21 protein-coding genes are annotated in these 24,585 nt (G+C 70.9%); 18 read left to right on the forward strand and 3 right to left on the reverse strand.

Features of this window, described 5'->3' with window-relative positions:
• The first annotated feature begins 233 nt into the window (after nucleotides 1-233).
• The 5 genes from B9P64_RS03015 to B9P64_RS03035 all read left to right on the forward strand — a co-directional run bounded on the left by B9P64_RS03015 (nucleotide 234) and on the right by B9P64_RS03035 (nucleotide 7,355).
• Nucleotides 234-2,561 carry a beta-galactosidase gene (locus B9P64_RS03015; RefSeq protein ID WP_085314780.1) on the forward strand — a complete coding sequence of 776 codons (2,328 nt, stop codon included), beginning with the start codon at nucleotides 234-236 and terminating at the stop codon, nucleotides 2,559-2,561.
• Between the two features lie 535 nt (nucleotides 2,562-3,096).
• On the forward strand, nucleotides 3,097-3,744 hold the full coding sequence (locus B9P64_RS03020; RefSeq protein WP_085314781.1) for a PEP-CTERM sorting domain-containing protein: 648 nt from the start codon (nucleotides 3,097-3,099) through the stop codon (nucleotides 3,742-3,744).
• A gap of 135 nt (nucleotides 3,745-3,879) precedes the next feature.
• On the forward strand, nucleotides 3,880-4,767 hold the full coding sequence (locus B9P64_RS03025) for an NRDE family protein (RefSeq protein WP_085314782.1): 888 nt from the start codon (nucleotides 3,880-3,882) through the stop codon (nucleotides 4,765-4,767).
• A gap of 73 nt (nucleotides 4,768-4,840) precedes the next feature.
• Entirely contained in the window at nucleotides 4,841-5,743 is a 903-nt protein-coding gene (ubiA, locus tag B9P64_RS03030) for a 4-hydroxybenzoate octaprenyltransferase (RefSeq protein WP_085314783.1), read from the forward strand.
• A 640-nt stretch (nucleotides 5,744-6,383) separates the two neighbouring features.
• Nucleotides 6,384-7,355, forward strand: coding sequence for a crotonase/enoyl-CoA hydratase family protein (locus B9P64_RS03035; protein WP_085314784.1), 972 nt, complete (start codon nucleotides 6,384-6,386; stop codon nucleotides 7,353-7,355).
• Nucleotides 7,356-7,420: 65 nt separating this feature from the next.
• Here the strand turns inward: B9P64_RS03035 and B9P64_RS03040 are convergent, their stop codons facing one another.
• Nucleotides 7,421-9,490, reverse strand: coding sequence for an ATP-binding protein (locus B9P64_RS03040; RefSeq protein ID WP_085314785.1), 2,070 nt, complete (start codon nucleotides 9,488-9,490; stop codon nucleotides 7,421-7,423).
• Nucleotides 9,491-9,710: 220 nt separating this feature from the next.
• On the opposite strand from B9P64_RS03040, the gene B9P64_RS03045 reads away from it, so the two are divergent.
• Complete coding sequence (locus tag B9P64_RS03045) at nucleotides 9,711-10,067, forward strand: hypothetical protein (RefSeq protein ID WP_085314786.1); 357 nt, start codon at nucleotides 9,711-9,713, stop codon at nucleotides 10,065-10,067.
• Between the two features lie 103 nt (nucleotides 10,068-10,170).
• Here B9P64_RS03045 and B9P64_RS03050 read toward each other — a convergent pair whose 3' ends face one another.
• Complete coding sequence (locus tag B9P64_RS03050; RefSeq protein ID WP_217808637.1) at nucleotides 10,171-10,629, reverse strand: hypothetical protein; 459 nt, start codon at nucleotides 10,627-10,629, stop codon at nucleotides 10,171-10,173.
• A gap of 88 nt (nucleotides 10,630-10,717) precedes the next feature.
• Entirely contained in the window at nucleotides 10,718-11,551 is an 834-nt protein-coding gene (gene proC / locus B9P64_RS03055) for a pyrroline-5-carboxylate reductase (protein ID WP_085314787.1), read from the reverse strand.
• A 276-nt stretch (nucleotides 11,552-11,827) separates the two neighbouring features.
• Here proC and B9P64_RS03060 point away from each other — a divergent pair, with 276 nt between their 5' ends.
• Genes B9P64_RS03060 through B9P64_RS03115 form a run of 12 tightly spaced genes read left to right on the forward strand, consistent with a single transcriptional unit; the run spans nucleotide 11,828 to nucleotide 24,558 of the window.
• Nucleotides 11,828-12,439, forward strand: coding sequence for a Pvc16 family protein (locus tag B9P64_RS03060; RefSeq protein WP_085314788.1), 612 nt, complete (start codon nucleotides 11,828-11,830; stop codon nucleotides 12,437-12,439).
• Nucleotides 12,439-13,281, forward strand: a complete 843-nt coding sequence (locus B9P64_RS03065) for a hypothetical protein (protein ID WP_085314789.1) — start codon at nucleotides 12,439-12,441, stop codon at nucleotides 13,279-13,281. Before B9P64_RS03060 ends, B9P64_RS03065 begins: the two co-directional genes overlap by 1 nt.
• 17 nt (nucleotides 13,282-13,298) lie before the next feature.
• Nucleotides 13,299-15,377, forward strand: coding sequence for a phage tail sheath family protein (locus B9P64_RS03070; protein WP_085314790.1), 2,079 nt, complete (start codon nucleotides 13,299-13,301; stop codon nucleotides 15,375-15,377).
• Nucleotides 15,378-15,412: 35 nt separating this feature from the next.
• Nucleotides 15,413-15,865: a phage tail protein gene (locus tag B9P64_RS03075; protein ID WP_085314791.1), complete on the forward strand. Its 453-nt coding sequence runs from the start codon at nucleotides 15,413-15,415 to the stop codon at nucleotides 15,863-15,865.
• Between the two features lie 3 nt (nucleotides 15,866-15,868).
• Complete coding sequence (locus B9P64_RS03080) at nucleotides 15,869-18,514, forward strand: hypothetical protein (RefSeq protein WP_085314792.1); 2,646 nt, start codon at nucleotides 15,869-15,871, stop codon at nucleotides 18,512-18,514.
• A 41-nt stretch (nucleotides 18,515-18,555) separates the two neighbouring features.
• Nucleotides 18,556-19,041, forward strand: coding sequence for a phage tail protein (locus B9P64_RS03085; RefSeq protein ID WP_085314793.1), 486 nt, complete (start codon nucleotides 18,556-18,558; stop codon nucleotides 19,039-19,041).
• Nucleotides 19,034-19,993, forward strand: coding sequence for a CIS tube protein (locus tag B9P64_RS03090; RefSeq protein ID WP_085314794.1), 960 nt, complete (start codon nucleotides 19,034-19,036; stop codon nucleotides 19,991-19,993). Before B9P64_RS03085 ends, B9P64_RS03090 begins: the two co-directional genes overlap by 8 nt.
• A 10-nt stretch (nucleotides 19,994-20,003) precedes the next feature.
• Entirely contained in the window at nucleotides 20,004-20,192 is a 189-nt protein-coding gene (locus tag B9P64_RS03095) for a hypothetical protein (RefSeq protein ID WP_085314795.1), read from the forward strand.
• Nucleotides 20,193-20,249: 57 nt separating this feature from the next.
• Complete coding sequence (locus B9P64_RS03100) at nucleotides 20,250-21,329, forward strand: phage late control D family protein (RefSeq protein WP_085314796.1); 1,080 nt, start codon at nucleotides 20,250-20,252, stop codon at nucleotides 21,327-21,329.
• A 45-nt stretch (nucleotides 21,330-21,374) separates the two neighbouring features.
• Nucleotides 21,375-22,085, forward strand: a complete 711-nt coding sequence (locus B9P64_RS03105; protein ID WP_085314797.1) for a phage baseplate assembly protein V — start codon at nucleotides 21,375-21,377, stop codon at nucleotides 22,083-22,085.
• Nucleotides 22,082-24,163 (forward strand): hypothetical protein, encoded by a 2,082-nt coding sequence (locus tag B9P64_RS03110; protein WP_085314798.1) that lies wholly within the window; start codon nucleotides 22,082-22,084, stop codon nucleotides 24,161-24,163. The genes B9P64_RS03105 and B9P64_RS03110 overlap by 4 nt, the downstream gene beginning before the upstream one ends.
• Nucleotides 24,163-24,558, forward strand: coding sequence for a GPW/gp25 family protein (locus B9P64_RS03115; protein WP_085314799.1), 396 nt, complete (start codon nucleotides 24,163-24,165; stop codon nucleotides 24,556-24,558). The genes B9P64_RS03110 and B9P64_RS03115 overlap by 1 nt, the downstream gene beginning before the upstream one ends.
• Nucleotides 24,559-24,585: the final 27 nt, after the last annotated feature.

Consider the following 24,585-nt stretch of genomic DNA (forward strand, 5'->3'; position numbering starts at 1 on the left):
AGAAATGGCGCGCCAGAATCGGCACGCCGGTCGGCAATGATGCAGTGCAAGCCGCGCGCCAGCCGGGGCTTACGCCTTTCGGGTGGCTTGCGGCCGATGGTCGAGCGCAAGCCGGAGTTGCCGCTGCCGGAGTTGCCGCTGCCGGATTCGCCCTGGCCACCGGATTCGCCGCCGCCGGCCCGCGCCGGCCGACGCCCCCTTCCGAACCTTCGCTCTCCCGCGCGCCTGCCCCAATGTCCTTACGACTCCGCCCGCTCGCCCTCGCCGCTCTGCTCGCGGCGCTGTCCGTCCTGCCCACCCTGCCGGCCGGCGCCGATCCGGTGGCCGATTTCGCGCCACCCGACAACGACCTGCGCTTCGACGCCGCCGGCGCCACCCTCGGCAACGCGGGCGACGGCTGGTTCGTGCCCGTGACCTTCGCGCCCGGCGCCGCGCCGCGCCTCACGCTCGCGCCGCCCGCCGGCGAATGGAACTGGGCCCGGGCCGGCAGCCTGCGCCTGCATGCGCAGAACGGCATGCCCTGGGCCGTCACCTTCGATCTCGCGCTGACCGATGCCGCCGGCAACCGGCTGGAGGCCCGTGTCGCGCTGCCGCCCGGCCCGCCGCAGACGCTGGTGCTGCCGCTCGCGGCCACGAGCGGGCGCGGCTGGGGCATGGTCGCCGCGCCCTTCGCGCCCTGGCTGCGCAATGACGAGCGCCTGCTCGTCGCCACCGAGGTGCGCGGCGCGATCGACCGCGCCCACATCACCGGACTGACGCTGTCCATTCCCGGCCCGACCGCGCCGCAGACCCTGCTGTTCGGCAAGCTCTTCACCGACGCCGAGGGACTGGACGCGCGTCTGGCCTACGAGCGCATCGTCGATACCTTCGGCCAGCTCAACCGGGGCCAGTGGCAGGACAAGGTGCTGTCGAAGGCGGAACTGCTCGAAGCCGCCGAGGACGAGGACGACCAGCTCGTGCAATGGGCCACCGAGGTCAAGCCCGCCGACGCCTTCGGCGGCCTGCCCGACGCACCCGGTGCCGCGCCGCTCGTGCCGGTGCCGCTCACGGCGACCGCGCCGCCGCCGGCCGCGACCGCGCCCGCCGACACCGCCGTCGAGGGAGGCGCACCGGCGGGGGCCACGCCCGCCGCTCCCGCCCCGAATGCCCCCGCCTCCGGCTTCTTCCGCACCGAAAAGCGCCCCGGCGCCGACGGCCAGCCGCGCTGGTGGCTCATCACGCCGGCCGGCAACCGCTTCTTCTCGCTCGGCGTCAACACGCTGCGCATCGACGATGCCGACACCGTCGTCGAGGGCCGCGAATTCATGTTCGACGACCTGCCGGCGCGCGCCGATCCGCTCGCCCGCTTCTACGGCCAGCGCGACGCCGGCAGCGTGCTCGGCGCCGACGCCGGCGCAGCCCAGGGGCGCGGCTTTGCGCGCGGGCGCAGCTACGACTTCTATCGCGCCAACCTGTTCCGGCGCGACCGCGACCGCTTCGAGGCCGCCTGGCGCGACCGCGCCCATCTGCGCCTGCGCGCCTGGGGCTTCAACACCGTCGGCAACTGGAGCGACGACGCCCTCACCGCCCAGCACCGCACGCCCTATGTGCGCAACCTGGAAATCGGCGGCGACTTCGCCCGCATCAGCGACGGCCACGACTGGTGGGGCCGCAGCCCCGATCCCTTCGATCCCGCCTTCGCCGCCGCCGCCGACAGCGCGCTGGCCGCCGGCACCCGGGCCCGGCGCGACGATCCCTGGCTGATCGGCTGGTTCGTCGACAACGAGCTGGCCTGGGGCAACGGCGCCGCCAGCGATCCGCGCCAGCGCTATGCGCTCGCCTACAGCACCCTGCGGCTCGACGGCACGGCGCCCGGCGCCGGCTTCGCCAAGCGCGCCTTCGTCGAGCTGCTCAAGGCGCGCTACGGCGAGGTGGCGCTGTTCGCCAACGCCTGGGGCATGGCGCTCGACAACTGGGAGCAGCTGCTCGCGCCGGTGTTCACCGCGCCGCTGCCCGATGAGCAGCATCCGGCCGTCGCCGCCGACCTGTCGGCCTTCCTCGGCTTGCATGCCGAGACCTACTACCGCGTCGTCGCCGAAGCGCTCAAGCGCCACGATCCCAACCACCTCTACCTCGGCAGCCGGCTCGCCAGCCGCACGCCCGAAGCCACCGCCGCCTGCGCGCGCTGGTGCGACGTGGTCAGCTTCAACCTCTACGTGCCCGACATCGCCAGCGGCTTCGAGGCGGCCGAATTCGCCCACTACGACAAGCCGGCGCTGCTGACCGAATTCCACTTCGGCAGCCGCGATCGCGGGCCGTTCTGGAACGGCGTCATGGCGGTCGCCAGCGAGCCCGAGCGCGCCGGTGCCTATGCCCGGATGCTGGCCTCGGTGGCGGCCAATCCGGCCTTCGTCGGCGCGCACTGGTTCCAGTACCTCGACGAACCCGCCACCGGCCGCTGGCTCGACGGCGAGAACGGCCATCTCGGCCTGGTCGCCATCACCGACCTGCCCTGGAACGAGTTCGTGCCCGGCGTGCGCGCCGCCAATCTCGGTCTGCTGCGCCGGCTCGGCGGCGAATAAGCCGCGCCAACGGCCGGCGGCGCCGGATTCGGCCCGGCATTGCATGCCGCCGGGCCGAATCAGGTGCAATCGCGCGCCAATTGCCGCCGCCCGACCCGAATGCCGGCGCAATCGCCACCAGAGAAAAGACTAGGCATTTTCATTAGGTGTGCGGATTGCGCCGGCGCGAATCGCGCATTCCGCAAAAGCGCATACCCACTTTCTGCGCGATGCAGGACGGCAGCGCATTCCCCGCAACGGCAACTGCGGCAACTACGTCCTCGTTAATAGAACGGCCTATTCCGGCCGACTACACTGCGCGCCCGGCATCCCAATCACGCCCTGCAATGGCCGCAACGGGAATTGACCTGGCGCCGGAAAATCCGCCTGCCCCAATCCAACGGAATTCACGTCTTGCATCGGTATGGGGCAAGAGTCGGAACAATTTCGTCCACCTGGGGCTGGCAGGTGAATTTGCGCACAGGAAGATTCGACGGGCTTGACTACGGTTGGGCCACAGCCAACCGGGTTACAACCCTCTCCTTCAGGAACAGCAATGAAACTTAAATTCCTTGCGGCCGCTCTGCTGTTGGGCGGCGCGGTCGCTGCCCCCGCCGGCGCCACGGTAATCGACTTCGAGAACGTGCCTGGCCTCGCCAGCAGCGGCATCGACTCGCTGTCTTCGCTGACCAGCTATGCCGGCTTCAACTGGTCGAGTTCGGACGACATGGCACTGGTCGGCAGCAGCAGCTTTTTTGCCGACAACACCGCGTCCTATCTGGGGCTCGTCGCCGGATGGTCGCTGGGTGCCATTCAGGGCGGCTACGGCGCCTTCCTCGGCGAGAGCCACAACACCGTCTCGTTCGCCGCGGTCGATGGCAGCACCTTCAGCATCAATAGCGGCTACTTCGCCGGCTTGAGGGCTGACGGTCTGGCGGGCGCCACGCTGGGCTACACCGCCCTCGTCAACGGCAGTCTGGTCACCGGCAGCGTTCAGCTGAACGGTACGGGCGCAAGTTCGACGGTGGCGTTCAACCTCAACAACGTCAGCCGCTTCAGCTTCACCTCCGACGGCTATGTCAGCTTCGACAACCTCAATGTCGGCGCCGTCCCCGAGCCCACCAGCGCCGCCCTCACCGGCCTGGGCATTGCCGTTCTCGCGCTCAAGCGCCGCCGCGCCCAGCGCAACAACGTCGCCGCCTGACGACGTTTTCACGTCGGCGGAACGCCATCCCCGGCGTTTTGCCGACGTCTGGCCGCAGCCATCGCGGCCGCCAAATCCCGAGCGCCAATCAGGGTTTATCTTTCGGCTTCCACCCCTTCCCGCGAAAGAAAAACCATGAGCCTCATCGCCATCGCGTGGCGCGCGCATCCCGAGTACCCCTTCATCATGATCATGAACCGCGACGAGGCTCATGATCGGCCGACCACGCCTGCGGCCTGGCACGAGGCCGACGGCCTGCGCTGGGTCGGCGGGCAGGATGGCGTGGCCGGCGGCACCTGGTTTGGCGCGACCGAACAAGGCCGCTATGCCGCCGTCACCTCGTGGCGCGGTGTCGGCGATGCGCCGGCGGGCAGCCTGTCGCGCGGCAAGCTGCCGCTCGATTTTCTGGCCAGCGATGCCGAACCGGTGCAGCACGCCCGCGGCTTCATGCGCGCCAAGCCCGACTGCAATCCGTTCAACCTGGTGGTCGGCACCACGCGCGACGTGTTCTATGCCGGCTCGCGCAGCAAACTGCCGCTGGCGCTGACGCCGGGCATCCACACCATCAGCAACGGCCTGCTCGACGAGCACTGGCCCAAGAACGACTGGCTCAACAACGCCTTTGGCGCCTATGTGCGCGACAGCGGCGGCTACCGCATGCTGCTCGACTGCTTCACCGGCATGGCCTTCGCCACCGAGGGCCGCGATCTGGGCCTGAAGGTCGCGCCCAACGCCACCGCCGAAGAACTCGCCGACGGCTGCTTTGCGCTGCTGAGCGACACCACGATCTACGCCGAAGGCCTGCCGAACACCGGCATCAGCCGCGAGGAAGAAGAGCGGCTGTCGGCCGTGTTCGTGCTGGGCGAGCAGCACGGCACCCGCGCCAGCACCGTGCTCGTGTTGTCGCGCGAGGGCGATTCCTGGTTCGAGGAGCGCAGCTTCGACGCGAGCGGCGCCGAAACCGGTCGCGCGGTCCACAAGTTCGCGCTGCCGGCCGGCGCCTTTGCCGGCGGCGAAGACTGAGCCAAGCCGTCCGCGTGGCGCCGCCTAAACTCGCGCCTGCCGCGCTTCGCGGCGCCACGCCTTCGCCTTTGCCATGACGCCTGCCCACACTCCCTCGCCCGTCCGTCCGCCCGCCTCCTTCGCCGAACGCCTGCGCCTGTACGGCCAGCTGATCCGCTTCGACAAGCCGGTCGGCACGCTGCTGCTGCTCTGGCCCACGCTGACCGCGCTGTGGATTGCCGCCGGCGGTCCGCCGCCCTGGCACATCGCGGCGATCTTTGCGCTCGGCACCTTTCTCATGCGCTCGGCCGGCTGCGCCATCAACGACTGGGCCGACCGCCATGTGGACCTGCATGTGGAGCGCACCCGCAACCGGCCGCTCACCAGCGGCCGCATTACCGGCGCCGAGGCGCTCGGCGTGGCGGCGGCGCTGGCGCTTGCCGCCGGCCTGCTGATCCTGCCGCTCAATCTGCTCACCTGGGCCTATGCGGTGCTCGCCGTGGGCGTGGCCGCGAGCTATCCCTTCTTCAAGCGCTTTTTCCCGGTGCCGCAGGCCTGGCTCGGCATCGCCTTCAGCTTCGGCATTCCGATGGGCTTTGCGGCGGTGCGCGGCGAAGTGCCGGCGCTGGCCTGGCTGCTGTTGGCGGCCAATCTGCTGTGGGTGATCGCCTACGACACCGAATACGCGCTGGTCGACCTGCCCGACGATCTGAAGATCGGCATCCGCACCTCGGCCATCACCTTCGGCCGGCATGTGGTCGCCATCGTCATGGCCTGCCATGCGGCGCATCTGGCGCTGATGGCGCTGGCCGGCGCACTGGCCGGTCTGGGCTGGCCGTGGTGGCTGGCGCTGGCCGGCGCCGCCGCGCTGGCCGCGCGCGACTGGTGGCTGATCCGCGAAAAGGACCGCGCCCGCTGCTTTCAGGCCTTCCGTGAAAACCATCGGATCGGTGCGCTGCTGTGGCTGGGCGCAATTGCCGCCAGCGCGCTTGGCTGAATCGCCAGCGGCTGACCGCAGCGCCAGCCGATGAATTGCCGGCAATTCATCAGTCAATTCGCTCGATGCAATGTTTTTCGATAGCACCAGCGATTGCGCTCATCCCGTGCCTGCGCAATGCAGGCAATCACCTCGGCCATTTCCCGATGGATGGTTTCGGCCCAGTTCACTCGGCAAGCCCGGATAGCCGGCAATCTCGTCAAAGCGTAGAACCGGGAATCCAGCGGATCGCCGGCAATTCCTCTACCCGACTCACCGACCGCCATCGCGCAATTGCCCGATGGCGCACCGGTAAAACTCCCCGGTAAATACTCAGGCAATTGCCGCATTGGCCTGATCGCTCCTCGCAGTGCGGCAAACCGGGCATCGCGGCGCTCGCCATGCGCACACCGGCTGCCGCTACCGCAGCCGATTTGCGCCCGGTACGCAAGCAAACCAGTGCAAACGCCTGAACTGGCGGCTTTTTCCCCAACATCGCACGCCCGGTGTCATGCAAGCGGGCGATGCACAAACCGGTGGCTCTCAATCGGCCAATATGCGCTGCTGCATTGCCGCATTTCAAATTCAAGTTCCGCGATTGACTGCCGAAAGCCGAAATAGAATCTCCACAACCAAAGCCAGCGCTTTCCCGGAGATTCCAATGAATTCGGTTGTTCGTGAACTGCCTCGTCTCAACAGCCCGGTTGCCCCTGCGCAATACGAGACCGAATTCGATCCGGAATTCGGCGTGTTCTGGGGCTATTTCGCCAACAGCGGCAATGCCTGCTTCACGCTCGAACTGCTGCACGACATCCGTCGCGCCGATGCACGCTTTCAGGCCAGTCATGGCCAGATCGAGATCGACGGTCAGCGCCGCCGGGCCAATTACTACGTGGCGGCGTCGCGCCAGCCCGGCGTATTCAATACCGGCGGCGATCTGGCGCTATTTACCCAATTGATTGCCGAGCGCGACCGCGAAGGGCTGCACGATTACGCGCGGCTGTGCATCGACAATCTTTATGCGCGCAGCCAGCGCTATTTCTGCGAAGGGCTCATCACCATTTCGCTGGTGCAGGGCGATGCGCTGGGTGGCGGCTTCGAGACCGCGCTGTCGAGCGACATCATCATTGCCGAGGAGCAGAGCAAGTTCGGCCTGCCCGAAATCCTGTTCAACCTGTTTCCGGGCATGGGCGCCTACAGCTTTCTGGCGCGCCGCGTGGGTCGGCGCACCGCCGAGCGGCTGATCCTGTCGGGCGAAATCCTGAGCGCGCGCGAGCTGCACGAGCTGGGCATCGTCGATGCGGTGGTGCCCGAGGGCACGGGCCGGGCCGGCACGATGGACTGGATCCGGCGCCAGCACCGGCGCCGCAACGGCATGCAGGCGGTGTTCCAGGCGCGCGACGAGATCCAGCCGGTCACGCATGACGAGCTGATGCGGGTGACCGGCATCTGGGTCGATGCGGCGCTGCGGCTCGACGACAAGGATTTGCGCACGATGCAGCGGCTGGTGCGGGCGCAGACGCGCCGCTTCCAGCCCGAGACCGCGGCACGCCTGCCGCAACGGCCGATGCCGGCGACCGCCAGCCGGGCGACCGGGACGCAGCCGGCCGACCAGCCAGCCGGCTGCGCCTGACGGCAGGGCGGGCGGCGGCTGGCGACGGCGCCGCTCGGTGCCGCCGCCCGCCCCGCCACAGCCGCTCAGGCCGTCGGCCGCACCGCCGTCGCCTCGGCAACCGTGGCGATCAGCCGCAGCGCCGACACCGGCTTGGACAGGAAATGCGCAATCCCCACCTGCCGCGACGCCTCGATCACCTCGGGCGTGGCATTGGCGGTGAGCATGACCAGCGGCGTGCGCGGCCGGCCCAGCTCGATGTGGGCCAGCGTCTGCGCCACCTCCAGCCCGCCCAGGCCGGGCATGTTCATGTCGAGCACGATCAGGTCGAAGCCGCCGGCCTCGGCCGCATCCAGCGCCTGCTCGCCGTCGGCCACCAGGGTCACGCAGCAGCCGACCAGTTCGAGGATGCGGCGCGCGACTTCCTGATTGATGAGGTTGTCGTCGGCCACCAGCAGCCGCAGCCCGGGCCGGCCGCCGAGCGCCGCGAACTGCTCGGCCAGGCCCAGATCGCTGCGCGCGCCGCCGGGCCGGGTCGCCTCGCGCGCGAGCTGGCCCGGCGCCAGCGGCCAGGGCAGCACATCGGCATAGCCGATCGAGCGGCAGAGCGCGCCGAGCCGCGCGTCCTGCGCCGGATCGCAGAGCGCCAGCCGCGGCGCGGCATCGAGCCGGTGCAGCGCCGCGCCCAGCTCCACCACGTCTTCCTGCGGCAGGCCGCCCCACACCAGCACCAGCGCAAACGGGCGCGACTCGGCAAACGCGCGGTCGATGGCCGAGAACGCCGTGGCCAGCTGCTCGGCCTGGACCAGCTCGACCGCGGCGGCCTCCAGCCCGGCCAGCGTCGCCGGCGCAAACCCCACCGCCAGACAGCGCGGTCGCGCGTCGGCCGCCGCATCGCCGCGCGCCGACACCGAGGCCAGCGCGATGTCGAACCAGAACCGGCTGCCCTGGCCCGGCGTGCTTTCCACCTTGAGCTCGCCGCCGAACAGCTGCACCAGCTGGCGCGAGATGGTCGTGCCCAGCCCGGTGCCGCCAAAGCGCCGCGTGGTGCTGTCGTCGGCCTGGGTAAAGCTGTCGAAGATGCGGGTCAGCGCCTCGGCGCTCATGCCGATGCCGGTATCGCTGATGACGAAGCGCAGCCGCTGGCCGGCGCCGGCGTCGGGCTCCAGCCGCTCCACCGCCAGCTCGACCCGGCCGCGCTCGGTGAACTTGAGCGCATTGCCCACCAGATTGAGCAGCACCTGGCGCAGCCGGAAGGCATCGCCGCGCAGCGCCGTGTGCAGCCGCGCATCGAGCCGGGTGACGAGCCGCAGCCCCTTGGCGCGCGCCTGCGGCTCCAGCAGCCGGACCATGCCGTCGACCAGCTCGCGCAGATCGAAGGGCGCGTCTTCGAGCACGATCTTGCCGGCCTCGATCTTGGAAAAGTCGAGCACATCCTCGACCAGCCCCAGCATCGCGTTCGACGCGGTCGAGATCGAGGTGAGCATCTCGCGCTGATGCACATCCAGCTCGGTTTCACGCAGCAGATCGTGCATGCCCTGGATCGCGTTGAGCGGCGTGCGCAGCTCATGCGTGACGGTCGACAGAAAGCGCCGCTTGGCCTCGTTGGCCACCTCGGCATGCTCGATCGCGGTGTAGAGCCGCCGGATCAGCGTGCGCGCATACAGGCTGATCGCCACCAGACCGATGGCCACGCCGATGCCGAAACCGTGGTTCTCGCGCCAGAACGGCGCCTGCCGCAGCACCGCTGCAAAGCCGATCAGGCTCAGCCCCAGGCTGATGTCGAGATAGCGCCGGCCAAACCGGAAACCGTTGCCGATGGTGATGAACAGGTAGACGAAGAACAGCGCCGCCCCGTCGAGCCCGGTGGCGATCATCGAGAAGCTGGTCATCGCCACATCGGCCACATTGCCGATCAGCCGGGGCCAGGGCGCCAGCCAGGGCGCGAGCCGCATCGCCAGCAGGATCGCCAGCGCCAGCGCCAGAAAGCCGAGCAGCGCCATCGACACCTCGGCCGCCGCCGGATGCGGCTCGGCGCCGAAGAAGGCCGGCAGCAGGCACAGGTAGATGCCAAGGCTCACCGCGATGCGCAGGGCAGCCTGCTCCAGCTCATTGTCGAGCGGCAGCGTGAAATGGCGCGTCAGGAATCTGGACATGAGGGAGAGCGGACCTCCGGGCGCTTCGGCAGCGGGAGGGGCGCGCGCCGGGACCAGTGTTTGAGCGGCGATTGTCTTCAGCCCGTCAGGCCGGCGATCCGGCTCGGTCTAGGGCTTTTCCCGGGCAATGTCCCGGTTCGCCAGCCCTCAATTTTTTGCCGGGAACGCCGTGTGCATGCATCGCCGCCCCGCTGCCCGCCGCCGACAAGAAACACAGCCCATGTACGTCGCCGCACTCCTCGCCAATTTTTTCGAAGCCGGTCATGCCATCCAGGTGCTGATGGGCGACATCACCCGGGAGCAGTACTTTGCTTCCCGACTGGCGCGCCCGTCCATTCAAAAACATCTGCGCACGATGGCCGACAGCGCCGCCGCCCTGCCGCCCGAAACCCGCGAGCTGCTGGCCAAGGTCGACTGGCAAGGCTGGATCGATCTGGGCGAGATGCTCGATTGTTCGACACCCGACAAACGCGACGCGGTCTGGATTGCGCTGGAGAAATGGCTGCCGCCGGCCGGGCTTTATCTGCGGCAATACCGCGCGCGCTATCCCGAACTGTTCACCTTCAAGATCGGCTGACAAATCGGTATCGGCCCCCGGCCGATCGAATCCATCGCCCAAATGAAAAACGGCCGGCCGGGGCAATCGCCGCCCCGGCCGGCCGTTTTGCGCGCAAGTGCAATCAGAAGGCGCGGACTTCGTCGGCCAGCGCAATGAATTCGAGCTTGTCGGCCTTTTCGAAAACCTCGGCCGGGATGTCGAAGAACACCCGGTTCTCGTACCAGGCGCAGGCATAGGGCAGGAAGACCGCGCCGTGCTTGTACTCGCCGAGCAGCGTGTCGCCGGCGTAGAGCGCCAGATCGATGCCGCTGTTCAGGCCCACGGGCGCGTTGTCGTCGCCGAAGATCTCGAAGGCCACGATGAGCTTGCCGCTAGGCTGGCCGCCCTCGGCGGTGCTGACCAGCAGCACGCGGATGTTCTGGAACATGCGGCCGACCTTGCCGCTGTCCTGGGCCTGGCTGAACTCGGCCAGCTTGCCCTTCTTGACGGTCGGTTCGCCGGGAATGCCGTAGTCGCCCAGACCCGTGGGCTTGGCGGTGGCAACGGTAATGAACGCGCTTTTCTTTTCGAGGGCGGGCACGGTGGTTCTCCGAATGTGGGGGAATTGATTTGAATTCCCGCGCGCCTCGGCGACATCGCGCCAATTCGGCCCGAACCGAATCGGGCGATCAGTCGCGGCCGAATTCGTCGCCGAGTTCCGCGCTGCGGGCTGCGGCGGCAAGAACACCGGCGGCAATCGCTTCCGGCACGCCCTTGTCGCGCATAGCGGTCAGGGCTGCAAAGGTCGTGCCGCCTTTCGATGTCACCTTTTCCCGCAGCACGGCGGGCGAATCCTCGGAATGCGCGGCCAGTTGCGCGCCGCCGACGAAGGTCTGGATCGCGAGCGCGCGCGCCTCGGCCGCGCCGAGCCCGAGCTGCACGCCGGCCGCCTCCAGCGCCTCGATGAACAGGAAGACATAGGCCGGGCCACTGCCCGAAATGGCGGTGACGGCGTCGAGCCTGGTCTCGTCGCCGACCCACACGGTGCGGCCGACCGCGCCGAGCAGGTCGTCGGCCAGCGCGCGATCGGCATCGGAGCAGGCCGGCAGCGCGGCCAGTCCGGTGATGCCTTCGGCGATCAGCGCCGGCGTGTTGGGCATGCAGCGCACCACGCGTTCCGAGCCGATCCAGCGCGCGATGTCGCGCGCGCGGATGCCGGCCGCGATGCTGATGACGACGGCCTGACCGACGCCGCCGGGCAGCGCCGCCAGCTCGACGGCGATGGAACGCAACACTTGCGGCTTGACCGCCAGCACCACGGCCGCCGCGCCATCTAGTGCCCCGTCGGCGCTGGCGCGCACATCGACGCCGAAGCGCCCGGCCAGCGTGGCGCGGGTGGCGTCGTTGGGCTCGACCACGCGCAGGCTGCGCGGCAGCGCGCCGCGCGCGATCAGCCCGCCGATCAGCGCCTGAGCCATGTTGCCGCCGCCGATGAAAGTGATGGTTCGCGATTGATCGTTCATGGCCTCGCCCGGGGGGATGAAGAAGGAAGGCGCGGACTCTAGCAAAGCGGCGCCGCGCGGTGCCGCACTGCCGGCCATCGCCGGCAGGCCGTCGGGCGCTAGCCGCAGCGTGGTCGGCCTCGGCCCGGATCGCTTCGCCCGGTCGGCAGTAATGGTCCGTACTTGGCAGCGTCATCGCTCGGGGGCTACAACTCGCGACCAGCAGGCAACTTAACGAAGCGGAAACATCCGCTCATCAGGAGACCGGTCTGCCCTGGCAGCCGGCACGAGGACGACATGGCCCGGTATGACGCGATCCGTGCAATCGGAGAAAGCGTGCTGGAAATGATGCGCGACGCCTGCCCGGTGGCCGAGCTGCAATTTCCGGCGCCACCCAAGTTCGAGCTGGCCTCGTTCAACACGCTGGTCGATGCGCAGACGCCACCGCCCGAGGGCTTCTACCTCTGCCTGTGGCGGGTCGGCATCGGCGGCATGCCGCGCAATCTGCCGCCGCGCCGCACCCGCGACGGGCTGGTGTTCCGGCCGTCGCTGCCGGTCGATCTCTACTTTCTGCTGCTGCCGGTGGCGCGCAGCGCCGACCGCCAGGCGCAGATGCTGGGCTGGGTGCTCGGCTTCATGCACGACCTGCCGGCGCTCACCGGCGAGACGATCAATCGCTACACCAAGGGCGGGCCGGCGGTGTTCGCGGCCGAGGAATCGGTCGAGCTGATCGCCGATCCGCTGAGCATCGCCGACTACCTCGCGCTGTGGGACCGGGTGAAGTCGGGCTTCCAGGCCGGCATGACCTATGTGGCGCGCATGGTGCTCATCGATTCCGACCGACCCGAGGCGCAGGGCGCGCTTGTCACCGAACGCCAGCTCGGCCTGCGCCGGCCCGGAGCCGCCTGATGGCCGAGCTGCTGCTCGAAACCCTGCTGCTCAAGAGCGCCATCGGCCTGCGGCTGCTGGATGCGTGGTCGGGCCAGCCGGTCGCCGACGGCCTCGACTGCGCGCTGCTGCGCAAGCGCGACGGCGCGGTGCTGGCGCCCACGGCGGTGTCGAGCGGCGGCGTGCAGCACTGGCCGGCGTTGCGCTGGCCGTGGAACGCGGCCGACGCGCCACCCGATGCGCCCGCGCCCGCCCCGGCGCCGCAAGCGCTTGCGGAAATCCTCGTCACCGACCGGCTCGACCGTTTTCTGCCGCTGCGGCTCGACTGGCCGCCCGCGCCCGACCAGCCCGGCGGCGCGCTCGCCAGCGCGACGCTGCTGTCGGCGCCGCAGCGCCTCGCGCCCGTGGGCGCCGCCAGCATCGCCGGCCTGCTCACCGATGCCGCCGGACTGCCGGCCGCCTGGGCCCGCGTGCTCGCCACCGATGCTGCCGGCCGCGTCACCGAAGGCAGCGCCGATGCCGCTGGCCGGCTCGCGCTGCATCTGCCGTTTCCGCGCCCGGAGCGCGTCGCGCCGGCCAGCCCGCCGCTGCCCTGGGCGCCGCCGACCGCGCCGGTCACGCTGCGGGTCTTTCACAGCGCCGCCGTCGCCACCGAAGCCATGCAAAGCCGCGGCGCGGGCACGCCCCCCGGCGGCGCGCCGCTCGCCGCGCTCTGGCGCGCGCAACCCGAAGTCCGCGCACTCGCGCACATCGCGACGACCGACGCCCTCGGCCCGTTGCGCCTCGAACCCGGCCGGCCGGCTGTGCCGCGCACTGCGGGTCTGCCCCTCAACCGCTCGGAACTGCGGCTGCTGCCGCCCTGATCTGCAAGGAGATCGCGATGCCCGAATACCTGGCCCCAGGCGTCTTCGTGGAAGAAGTTTCCTTCCGCTCGAAGTCCATCGAGGGCGTGAGCACCACCACCACCGGCTTCATCGGCCCGGCGCGCTTCGGCCCGGTGACCGAGGCGTCCGACATCCTCACCAGCCTGACGGAATACGAGCGCGCCTACGACGCCGGCAGCGAGATGGCCTTCGGGCCGGCCGGCGACATCACCGGCCCCAATTTCCTCTGGCACGGCCTGCGCGCGTTTTTTGAGGAAGGCGGCAAGCGCGCCTATGTGAGCCGGGTGTTCCGCCCGCTCGCCGCGCCGGTCGACGGCGGTCTCGAAGCGCCGTTCGCCGATGTGGCCATCGCCGGCAGCACGCCGCTCAAGTACGGCGACGGCCACGGCCGCGCCACCGTCGGCAGCGGCGACGCCTTCCGCATCGTCGCGCGCTGGCCGGGCTCGGGCGGCAATCTGCGCGCGCGCTTCGGCATCAAGCTCGGGCCCAACCTGCTCGGCGCCCTGCCCGACCCGGACGACGCCAGCCAGCTCGTGCCCACGGTCAGCAACCTCGCCGACGGCGATGTGGTCTGGATCAGCTCGGCCGCCGCCTACGGCAACGATGTGGCGCCCAGCTCGCCGCCCGCGCCGCGCGGCGTCGACCAGCTGCCGATCTATGTCGCCAAGAAGCTGCTCGACGGCACCTGGAATTTCATCGAGGGCGGCATCCGTCCGGGCAGCCCGCCGCAGCCGGCCGATCCCAACGCCATCCTCACGCTGGCCGATTTCAATCTCGATCCGCAGCCCGGCAGCGGCGACGCGATCCGCCCGCTCACGCTGTCGCTCGAAGTGCTGAGCGACGACGGCACGCGCAGCCTGGGCGCCTGGAGCGGCCTGTCGCTGTCGCCGTCGCACAAGACCGCCGGCGTGCCGGACTCGATCTTTGACCTGTTCAGCCTCGACGGCGCGGCCAGCGCCGGCACGCCGATCGTGCTGCTCAACGACGTGCCGGGCGGCGTGATTGGCGGCGGCACCGACCTGCTGCGCGCGCTCGATGCGCTCAAGGGCATCGACTTCGCGCTGACGCCGGCCGAATGGCAGGACGCCAACTTTGCCGATGAACTCGGCGCGCTGCGCCGCAAGCTGGAGCGCGGCCTGAGCGGCGTGGCCTGGCTCGAAGGCGGCAACGACGGCCTGCTGCCCGGCCGCGCCGAATACGAAGGCCGCGCCGATCCGACCGAGGACTTTTCCACCGGCCTCAAGCAGCTCGAAGCCATCGAGGACATTTCCATCGTCGCCGCGCCCGGCGCCACCTGGAAGTACGAGAGCCGCGTCGACGACGTCAACTCGGTCATCAACCTGCTCATCGCCCACGCCGAGCGCATGCGCTATCGCATCGCCGTGCTCGACACGCCCGAGGGCATGAAGATCGCCGACGTGCGCAAGCTGCGCGCCAAGATCGACAGCAAGCACGCGGCGCTCTACTGGCCCTGGGTGACGGTGTTCGACCCGATCACGCGGCTGCCGCTCAACCTGCCGCCGTCGGGCTTCGTGGCCGGCATCTTTGCGCGCAACGACACCGAGCGCGCCGTGTACAAGGCGCCCGCCAACGAGGTGGTGCGCGGCGCCATCGGCTTCGAGACGATGGTCAGCGCGGCCCAGCAGGAAGTGCTCAATCCCGAGGGCATCAACGTGTTCCGCTTCTTCGAGGGTCGCGGCTTCCGGCTGTGGGGCGCACGCACGATCAGCAGCGACCCGGAATGGAAGTACGTCAACGTGCGGCGCTACTTCGCCTACCTGGAACGCAGCATCGACAAGGGCACGCAATGGGCCGTGTTCGAGCCGAACGGCGAGGCGCTGTGGGCCAATGTGCGCGCCACGGTGCGCGACTTTCTGGTCAACGAATGGGCCGGCGGCGCGCTGCTCGGCGACAAGCCCGAGAAGGCCTTCTTCGTGCGCTGCGACCGCTCGACCATGACCCAGAACGATCTCGACAACGGCCGCCTGGTCTGCCTGATCGGCGTGGCGCCGCTCAAGCCGGCCGAGTTCGTGATCTTCCGCATCGGCCAGTGGACGGCCGACCAGAAGAACTGATTCCGCAGCACTGAACCCCCAGCAAGGAGACCGACATGGCAGTCCTGCGCGACCGACCCTATGTGCAGTTCAACTTCCTCGTGAACCTGGGCGACGGCGTGACCAACACGCCGCAGGCCGGCTTCCAGGAGATCAGCGGCATCGGGATGGAAGTGACCATCACCGAATACCGGCCCGGCAATTACGCGTTCAACAACGTCATCAAGACCGCCGGCCTCAACAAGGCCACCGACGTGACGATGAAGCGCGGCGTGATCGGCTCGCTCGACCTCTACAAGTGGCTCGACGATGTGCGCAACGGCGTGAACAACGGCCTGCGCAACGTGACCATCGAGCTCAAGAGCGAGGACCGCAGCACCACGGTGCAGACCTGGCGGCTCATCAATGCGCGCATCGCCAAGCACCAGTCCGGCCCGCTCAATGCCAAGGGCACGGATGTGGCGATGGAGGAGCTGACGCTCTCCTACGAGCGGCTGGAGATGGAGTAAGCGATGCGCCGCCTGCCCGGGATCGCCATCGTCGATGTGCCGCCGCCGACTGCCGACGGTCTGCCGGTCATGGACGTGCCGGTGTTCGTCGGCTTTGCCGAGCGCGGGCCGCTGGACCGGCCGGTGGCGGTCGAGGATCCGGGGCAGTACGCGGCGGTGTTCGGCACGGCGGTGGAGCTGGTGGCGGAGGCTGGCGCGGCGACGCCGCTGCGCGCGCATCTGCCGGCAGCGGTGGCGGGGTTCTTTGCCGGTGGCGGGCGGCGCTGCTACGTGGTGCGGGTGGCCGGCGATGCGGCGGACAGCGCGCGGTTTGCGCTGACCGGCTTGCGGCTGGCGACACGGCAGCGCGTGGCGGTCGGCGACGCCACACTCGCCGGGCCGTGGACGCTCGCCGCGAGCGACTTCGAGCTGCGCGCCAGCAGCCCCGGCGCCTGGGCCGATCGCGATGAACTCGCGGTGCGGCTGAGCGGTGCCGCGCTACATGCCGGCGACCGCGTGCGCACCGGCGCCGTGCTGCGCGCGCGCAAGCCGCAGCCGGCCGGCCAGCCCGATGCCGAGCTGCCGACCGGCTGGCTGCGCGCCGATGCGGGCAGCACGGTCGAGGCGCTGCTCGCCGCCGCGCGCGCCGCCGACTGGCTCTGGACCCGCGACGGCGCATCGCTCGATGCCGCCGCCGTTGCCAGCGCCTTCGGCCTGCCGAACGCGCCGCGCCCCGATGCCGACGGCTGGCTCATCGACCGCGTCACCGTCGACCTCGCGCTGCGCCATCCCGCGCGCGCCACGCTGCGCCGCGACGGCTGCGCGCTGGCGGCGGGCGGCGGCGATCTGCCGTGGTTCGAGCCGGATGCGGTCGCGCGCTTCGACGCCGGCGACGATCTCGCAAGCGTCGGCTGGCCGCTCGCCGGGCCGGCGCTCGTCGATGCCGCGCTCGACCTTGCCGGCGCCGACTGGATGCTCGTGCCCGCAGCCGTCACGCCCGACTTCGCGCCGTGGTCGCCGGCGCGCGTGGCGGCTGCCGATGCGCTAGCCCGCAACGGCCTGGCCGACTACCGCGCCAGCCTCTTCCTCGACCCGGCGCTCGCCGATCCCGAGCTGCGCGGCGCCCAGCTGCGTGCCCGCGCCGACGACCTGCGCTTCTTCGGCGCCGCGCCGCGCCGGCTGCGCGGCCTGCATGCGGCACTCGGCCGCGACGACGCCGTGGCGCGCGACGCGACCTGGATCGCCGTGCCCGACGCCGTGCATCCGGGCTGGCGCGACACCGCCGCGCCGCCGCCGCGCGCCGGCACGCTGCTGCCCACGCCCGACCCCGTCTGCACCTGCGACGACCTGCCCGCCTTCGCCGATTGCGTGCAGCCACCCAAGCGCCCGCAGCCGCCGCTGCTGCACCTCCCGGCGGTCGGCGAGACGCTCGCCGATCACCTCGCGCGCCACGCCGCCGCCGATGCAGCCATCGCCGCCGCGACCGATGCCGACGCGCGCGCCGCCGCCGTCCACGCCGCCACGCTGCTCGACCATGCCGACGTGCCGGCCGATGCGGAGTGGTTCATCGACGCGCCCGCCGCTGCCGACGCCATCAGCATCGAAGCCCAGCTCGCCCGCCTGCCCGACTTCGCCGACGCGCGTCCACTCATCGCCGTCGCCGGCCTGCCCGACGACACGCCCACGCTCGACCCGCACAACCGCCAGCCCGCCGCCGGCGCCCGCATCCACGCCCCGGCGCGCTACGCCCTCACGCTGCCCGCCGGCCTCGTCTTCCTGCGCGCCCGCGTCTGGCGCAACGGCCTCGCGAGCTGCTGGTCGCCGACCGTCGAAATCCACGCCGTCGGCACCGGCCGCATTGCCGCGCCGGGCCCGGTCGATGCCGCCGCCGTGCTGCTCCCGGTCCACCTCGCGCTGATGAACCTCTGCGCCGCCACGCGCGAGCATTTCGCGCTGCTGTCGGCGCCGCGCGACTGGACGCCGGCCGACCTCGCCGCCCACGCCACCACGCTGCGCGCCGAAGCCGCGCGCGAAGTCGAGGCCAGTCAGGCGCCGAGCTTCGTCGCGCTGCATCACCCCTGGCTGCTGCGGCGCGAGGACGGCGCGCTGGTCGCCCATCCGCCCGAGGGCGCGCTGCTCGGCCAGTACGCGCGCCGCACGCGCGACAAGGGCGCCTGGTCGGCGGCCGGGCTCGATCCGCTGCCCGACGCCGCCGCGCTCGCCACGCCGGCCGATCCCGAAGCCATCGAGGCCGCCGGCGCCAACGCCATCGAGCTGCGTCCGCGCGGCCTCGCCGCCACGCGCGCCAACACGCTCAGCCTCGATGCCGACTGGAGCGCCATCGGCGTGCGCCGGCTGTTCATCCTGCTGCGCCGGCTCGCGCGCCGCGAGGGCGAGCGCTATGCCTTCGAGCCCAACGACCTCACGCTGCGCCGCAGCCTCGAACGCAGCTTCGACGCGCTGCTGCAAGGGCTGATGCAGCGCGGCGCCTTTCGCGGCAGCCGCGCGCCCGACTGCTACCTGCTGCGCACCGCCAGCGGCGCCCCCGCCGCGCGCGAGATCGAGCGCGGCGAATGCAGCCTCGAAATCCGCGTCGCGCCGTCGCGCCCGCTGCGCTTCCTCACGCTGCGCGTGGTGCGCGCCGGCGAGCAACTCACCATCGAGGACTGAGCCATGCCGCGCCCCGACCGCCTCCCCAAGGACCGCTGACCATGGCCACCGCCCAGGAACAGGAGCGCCAGAAATGGCAGCCCTTCCCCGCCTTCAACTTCGTCGTGGAAATCCTGCGCGAGGACAAGTCGGCGCCGCTCGCCGGCGGTGCCTTTTCGGAGTGCGACGGCATCGAGATGTCGCAGGAAGTGAAGTCGCTGCGCGAGGGCGGCAACAGCTCGCGCGTGCATCGGCTGTCGGGGCCGGTGGCCTTCGGCCAGCTCGCGCTCAAGCGCGGCGTCACCCAGGGCTTCGACCTGTGGGACTGGTTCTCGACCTCGCTCGAAAACCCCTGGCTGCGCGCCGGCGTGACGGTGAGCGTGCTGCGCCACGACGGCCGGACCGAATGGGGCCGCTTCGTGCTGAGCCGCTGCCTGCCGGTCAAGCTCAAGGCGCCTACGCTCAATGCGCGCGACGGCACGGTGGCGGTCGAGGAAATGCAGATCGCCTACGAAAGCTTTCGCTGGGAGGACAAGAGCCATGACTGATCGCGTGATCGTCCGCGCCGAACTCATCGAGCTGAAGGACGACCTGAGCGACGTGCTGCCCGGCGGCAAGCGCGTGCCGGTGCAGTTCAACCCCGAGACGCTGAAGCTGGCCTACGCCAACCAGACCAAGGAAGGGAACAACGCCAGCAGCAAGCCGGCCGGCAACCAGTCGCAGGGCACGCCGGCGCGGCAGTTCGTGGGCGCGGGCAGCACCAAGCTGTCGGTGCAGCTCACCTTCGACGTGAGCGCGGCGACCGATGCGGCCTTCCTCGTCAGCGACGGCGGCCGCAACGACGGCGCCGCGCAATCGGGCAAGGCCAGCCTGTTTCAGGTGGACGACGTGCGCCGCGTGACCGCCGAGGTGCTGCACTTCATGAAGCCCAAACCGCCCGGCAAGGGCGCCAAGGATGCGAGTCAGCAGGTGCCGCCGGGCGTGCGCTTCATCTGGGGCCGCTTCCTGTTCGACGGCATCGTCGAGAGCATCGAGGAGACGGTCGATTTCTTCTCCGCCGACGGCAAGGCGCTGCGCGCGACCGTGGCGCTCAACCTCGTGCAGCAGACGATTCTGGTGCCGGCGTTCAGCGGCGATGGCCGCGTGACCCACGACCGCAAGAACACCGGCAGCAATCCGCTGGCGCTGGCGCGCGGCGGGCAGAGCCTGCAACAGATGACCGACGGGCAGCCGGGGATGGCGCCGGGCGGCGGCAGCGGCTTTGGCGCGGGCCTGTCGGCATCGCTGAGCGTGGGCGCGAGCGCCGGGCTGTCGGTCGGCGCGGGCGCATCCATCGGCGCGAGCGTGGGCGCCGGGCTCGCGGCCAGCCCGGGCGCGGCCTTCGGCGCGGGCGGCTGGCAGCGGGTCGCGGCGGCCAACGGCATCGAGAACCCGCGCGCGATCGCGCCGGGCCAGTTCATCGACCTGAGCGCGACCAAGCCGCGCATCGTCACCGGCTGAGGAGGCCGCCATGCCCGTCCACATCGGCGAGTTCGAACTCACGCCGGCGCCGGCCGCTGCCGGCATGCGCGCTTCCACCGCGAGCGATGCGGCCGACGGCGGCAGCCAGCCGCCCGCGCCCGAGCCGCCGCGTCCGGCCGCGCTGCAACAGGCCGCCGAGCAGCGCCGCGAACGCGCGCTGCGCAGCTTCGCGCACTGACGCCGCCGCAGTTCACCCGCGCCCTTCAACGCCACCGCCAACACCCCAGCCCCAGCCATGCCCGACGCCAATCTCCCGCTCGCTTCCGCCCGGCCCGTCGTGCTCGTCGACGGCAGTTCGGCGGCCGATCTGGCGGCGGCGCTGGCCGAGATGCGCGTCGAGGAACGCAGCGACGGCATGGCGCGCTGCGAGCTGGCCTTCCACGGCTGGGGCCTGACGGCCGACGGCTCGCACGGCTATCCGCTGTTCGGCCGCGACCGGCTCGAATTCGGCAAGCGCATCGAGGTAAAGCTGCAGAACGACCGCATCTTTGCCGGCCGCATCAGCGCCATCGAGGGCCGCTTTCCGCGCCTGGGCGCCGGCGAGGTGCTGGTGGTGGTCTATGCCGAAGACCGGTTGCAGGACCTGCGCATGACGCGCCGCACGCGCTGCTTCGCGCAGGCGAGCGACGCCGACATCGCACGCCGCCTCGCCAGCGACCACGGCCTCGGCGCGCAGATCGACCTGCCCGGCCCGACCCACGCCGTCGTCGCCCAGGTCAACCAGAGCGACCTCGCCTTCCTGCGCGAACGCGCGCGCGCCGCCGGCGGCGAAGTCTGGCTGGCCGACGACACGCTGCATGTCGCGCCACGCCCGGCGCGTGCCGGCGGCGCCAGCATCGCGCTCGACTACGGCAGCACGCTGCTCGGCTTCGACGTGCGCGCCGACCTCGCGCTCCAGCGCACAAAACTCGACGTGAGCGGCTGGGACGTGGCCGCCAAGCGCGCGCTGCGCGAAAGCGCGACCGACAGCGTGCTGGCCGGCGAACTCGACGGCGGCGACAGCGGCCCGGCGCTGCTGCAACGCGGCTTCGGCGAGCGCGCCGACAACGTCGCCCACCTCGCGCCCGCCGATGCCGGCGAAGCCCGCGCGCTCGCCGAAAGCTGGATGCGCCAGCTCGGCCGGCGCTTTGTCACCGGACGCGGCATCGCCACGCCCGACGCCCGCCTGCGCTGCGGCGCGCGCGTGGAACTGGGCGGCGTCGGCGCGATGTTCAACGGCAAGTACGCCGTCACCGAGGTCTGCCACCGCTACGACAACGTCGAGGGCCTGCGCACCGAATTCGCGGTCGAGCGCGCCGCCGTCGGCAAGCCCTGACGCCCGCGCCAGCCCACCACCGCCCGATCACCGAAAGCCGCCGCCATGTTCGACTTCACCCCTGCCGAAGCGCTCTACGCCGACCGCCTGCCGTCCGGCTGGGGCGGGCGCTGGTACGGCTGCCATGTGGCCGTCGTGACCGACCTGCGCGACCCCGACAGCCAGGGCCGCATCAAGCTCACGCTGCCCTGGACGCCCGACGGCAAGGGCGAGCGCTATGAAGCCTGGGCCCGCGTCGCGACGCTGTTCGCCGGCAACAACCGTGGCTCGTGGTTCATGCCCGATGTCGACGATGAAGTGCTGGTCGTGTTCGAGGGCGGCGATCCGCGCCATCCCTGCGTGATCGGCGGGCTGTGGAACGGCCGCGACGCGCCGCCCGAAAGCCCCGACGCCAACAACGCGAAGAAGACGATCCGCAGCCGCAACGGCGTGCTCATCAGCATCGAGGACAGGTCCGGGCAGGAAAGCATCGTCATCGCCACGCCGGGCGGCTGCTCGGTCACGCTCAAGGACGGGCCGGGGAGCATCGAGGCCAAGGACAGCAACGGCAACAGCGTGAAGCTGGAGCCGGCCGGCATCACGGTGAATGCGTCGGCGCAGGTCAAGGTCAGCGCGAGTCAGGTCGAGGTGTCGGCCGGCATGGTCACGGTGAATGCCGGCATGTCCAAGTTCTCGGGCGTGGTGCAGGCCGACACGGTCATCACCAACACCATCATCGCGGCCACCTACACGCCGGGCGCGGGGAACATCCTGTGAGCGCGAAGCATGTGTTGCGCTGGGTCGGCGCCGAGGCTTTCGTGGCCCAGCCGGTGCGGCCGGCGCCGGCGCTGCTGCGCTTCGACGGCGACGATTTCATGGACCGGCTGCTCGGGCTGCTGGCGCAATCGCCGCAGCGGCTGCCGGAGCTGATCGCCAAGTACGAAAGCTGGAGCGGCGTGGGCGAGCCGACGCCGGCGCCGTCGGCCACGGCGCTCGCCTTCGACGGTGCGCGGCCGGCGCGGCTGCTCAAGCGCGGCACGGCGCTGCTCGGCTTTCGGCGCGACGCGCAGGCGACGCAAAGCCCGGCCACTTCGGCCGAGGTGATGACGCTGCCGCCGCCGGCGCCGGTCACGCCCACGCTCAAGCTGTTCCAGCCGGTGCATCAGCGCTACTACCTCGCGGCCGCGCATCTGGTCTGCGAGCTGCCGGGGTTGCCGCCGCGCGTCACCTCGGGCGGCGACAAGTCGGGCTTCGTGCTGCGGCGGCTGTTCACGCTGGCCGACGGCAATGGCACGCGCGTGGTCGAGCACGCCTTCATCAAGCCGACCGGCGAGGCCGGCTACTGGGCGCCGGTCGCCACGCCGGCCGCGCGCTGCGCCGACAGCGAGGAATGGCTGCCGGTCTTCCCGCTCAACTACGACCCGCCGGCGGGCCCGCGCCGCAGCATGCTCGGCGGGCTGATCCCGGTCGCGCGGCATGACGAATACCGCTTCGCGCGGCGCGCGGCGGCCGAGCCGACCACGGCTGCCGACGCGAGCGGCTGGAGCCGCGCCGACGACCTCAAGGCGCTCGCGCGCATGAAGGTGCTGGCGCCGTGGCAGGCGCTGGTCGAGCGCGCGGTGCAAAGCCTCGACGCCGCGCGCATCGGCTTCGACAAGGACCAGAACGAGATTCCCGCCAGCGCCGCGCAGATCAAGGCCGCCGCCATCGCGCTCAACGACCAGCTCTGCGAAGCCTCGTGGCGGCTGATGCAGGACCTGCGCGAATTCATCGATGCCCATCTGCCGCAGACCGCCGCGCGGCTCGGCTCGGTGGCGCCGGCCAATCCGCCCGCCAGCGACGCGCCGGGCCGGCTGCTGCGCGCGCTGGAGGACATCGCCTGGCCGGCGGCGTGGCGCACGACGCTGCCGGACAGCATCGCGCGCTCGCTGTCGTCGGCGGTGGTGGTCGCGGGCAAGCGGCCGCTGGCGCTGTCGCTACGCGCCGCGCTCAGTTCGATTGCCGCCGCCTCGGCCAGCCTCGATGCCGCCGACCGGCTGTTCTCGCCGCAGTCCGACGGCACGCCGTCGATCTGGCCCGGCTTTGCGCTGCCGCTGCTGCTGGCCGACGTGGGCGGCACGGTGGCCAGCGCCGATCCGCGCCTGCGCCTCGCGTTCGCCAACGGCACGGTCGCGCTGGTGCCGAGCGACACCACGCAGGACGACGCCATCGCCTACATCGACGCCTTCGCCGCCACGCTCGAAGACACCATCGACGCGGCCGTCGCCGCGCAGCAATCGGGCAGCGCCAATCCGCAACCGGCCGCCGCCGCGCGCCTGGCCGCCGAGCTGCAACAGGCGCTCTCCGAGGACGCCGGCCCGCCGCGCTTCGTGCTGCGCTTCGTGCACCGGCGCTGCGATTGCGGGCCGCTGCATCCGCTCGTCATCTCGGCGCCGAGCGAGGTCTTTGAACTTGCCGGCTTCTTCGACAGCGAGGCGCCGCTGCGGCCGATCCGCATCGCCCTGCCCTTCGACACCACGCCGGGCGGGCTGCGCAAGCACGGCCGCAACAGCGCTTTCATCATGAGCGACCTGCTCTGCGGCCAGATGAAGCGGGTGCGCCGCATGGGCTTCGGCCGCATGGTCCGCTCGGTGCTGCCCTGGCCCTTTCACAAGGACCTGGACGCGAACGAGGCCCAGGTGTGCAGCGGGCCGTCGGGCAGCTTCGGGACCATCTGCACGCTGTCGATTCCGATCATCACCATCGTCGCCTTCGTGCTGCTCATCGTCATCGCGACGCTGCTCGATCTCATCTTCCGCTGGCTGCCGTTTCTCATCGCCTGCTTCCCGGTGCCCGGCCTGAAAGGAAAGCGCTGATGGACGACGCCAGCATCTACGGGCGGGGCTTCGGCTTTCCGCTGCGCGTGACCGCCGACGGCCGCATGGCCTGGTCGAGCGGCGAAGCCAATGTGCGCGAATCGCTGAAGCTGGTGCTGCTCACCGGCCAGGGCGAGCGGCTGCGCCGGCCGGGCTTTGGCGCCGGGCTGGAGCGCTTTCTGTTCGAGCCGAACACGCCGCCCACCTGGCGCGCGATCGAGGAAAGCATCCGCCGCAGCCTGGAGCGCTTCGAGCCGCGCCTGAAGGTCGATTCGGTCAGCGTCGGCGCCGATCCGTCCGATCCCGAGGCGGCGCTCGCCACGCTCGCCTTCACGCTGGTCGCCACCGGCGAGGCCGGCCGCACCACGCTCAGCGTGCCGGTGCAGGGCCGCTGAACGCCCGCCCGCCGCCAACCTCCGAGA

This window comes from Derxia lacustris (assembly GCF_002105195.1).
GTDB lineage: Bacteria > Pseudomonadota > Gammaproteobacteria > Burkholderiales > Burkholderiaceae_E > Derxia > Derxia lacustris.

Coding starts and splice junctions, on each gene's coding strand:
- B9P64_RS03015 (WP_085314780.1), top strand. CDS start 234: ATGTCCTTACGACTCCGCCCGCTCGCCCTCGCCGCTCTGCTCGCGGCG.
- B9P64_RS03020 (WP_085314781.1), top strand. CDS start 3,097: ATGAAACTTAAATTCCTTGCGGCCGCTCTGCTGTTGGGCGGCGCGGTC.
- B9P64_RS03025 (WP_085314782.1), top strand. CDS start 3,880: ATGAGCCTCATCGCCATCGCGTGGCGCGCGCATCCCGAGTACCCCTTC.
- ubiA (WP_085314783.1), top strand. CDS start 4,841: ATGACGCCTGCCCACACTCCCTCGCCCGTCCGTCCGCCCGCCTCCTTC.
- B9P64_RS03035 (WP_085314784.1), top strand. CDS start 6,384: ATGAATTCGGTTGTTCGTGAACTGCCTCGTCTCAACAGCCCGGTTGCC.
- B9P64_RS03040 (WP_085314785.1), bottom strand. CDS start 9,490: ATGTCCAGATTCCTGACGCGCCATTTCACGCTGCCGCTCGACAATGAG.
- B9P64_RS03045 (WP_085314786.1), top strand. CDS start 9,711: ATGTACGTCGCCGCACTCCTCGCCAATTTTTTCGAAGCCGGTCATGCC.
- proC (WP_085314787.1), bottom strand. CDS start 11,551: ATGAACGATCAATCGCGAACCATCACTTTCATCGGCGGCGGCAACATG.
- B9P64_RS03060 (WP_085314788.1), top strand. CDS start 11,828: ATGGCCCGGTATGACGCGATCCGTGCAATCGGAGAAAGCGTGCTGGAA.
- B9P64_RS03065 (WP_085314789.1), top strand. CDS start 12,439: ATGGCCGAGCTGCTGCTCGAAACCCTGCTGCTCAAGAGCGCCATCGGC.
- B9P64_RS03070 (WP_085314790.1), top strand. CDS start 13,299: ATGCCCGAATACCTGGCCCCAGGCGTCTTCGTGGAAGAAGTTTCCTTC.
- B9P64_RS03075 (WP_085314791.1), top strand. CDS start 15,413: ATGGCAGTCCTGCGCGACCGACCCTATGTGCAGTTCAACTTCCTCGTG.
- B9P64_RS03080 (WP_085314792.1), top strand. CDS start 15,869: ATGCGCCGCCTGCCCGGGATCGCCATCGTCGATGTGCCGCCGCCGACT.
- B9P64_RS03085 (WP_085314793.1), top strand. CDS start 18,556: ATGGCCACCGCCCAGGAACAGGAGCGCCAGAAATGGCAGCCCTTCCCC.
- B9P64_RS03090 (WP_085314794.1), top strand. CDS start 19,034: ATGACTGATCGCGTGATCGTCCGCGCCGAACTCATCGAGCTGAAGGAC.
- B9P64_RS03095 (WP_085314795.1), top strand. CDS start 20,004: ATGCCCGTCCACATCGGCGAGTTCGAACTCACGCCGGCGCCGGCCGCT.
- B9P64_RS03100 (WP_085314796.1), top strand. CDS start 20,250: ATGCCCGACGCCAATCTCCCGCTCGCTTCCGCCCGGCCCGTCGTGCTC.
- B9P64_RS03105 (WP_085314797.1), top strand. CDS start 21,375: ATGTTCGACTTCACCCCTGCCGAAGCGCTCTACGCCGACCGCCTGCCG.
- B9P64_RS03115 (WP_085314799.1), top strand. CDS start 24,163: ATGGACGACGCCAGCATCTACGGGCGGGGCTTCGGCTTTCCGCTGCGC.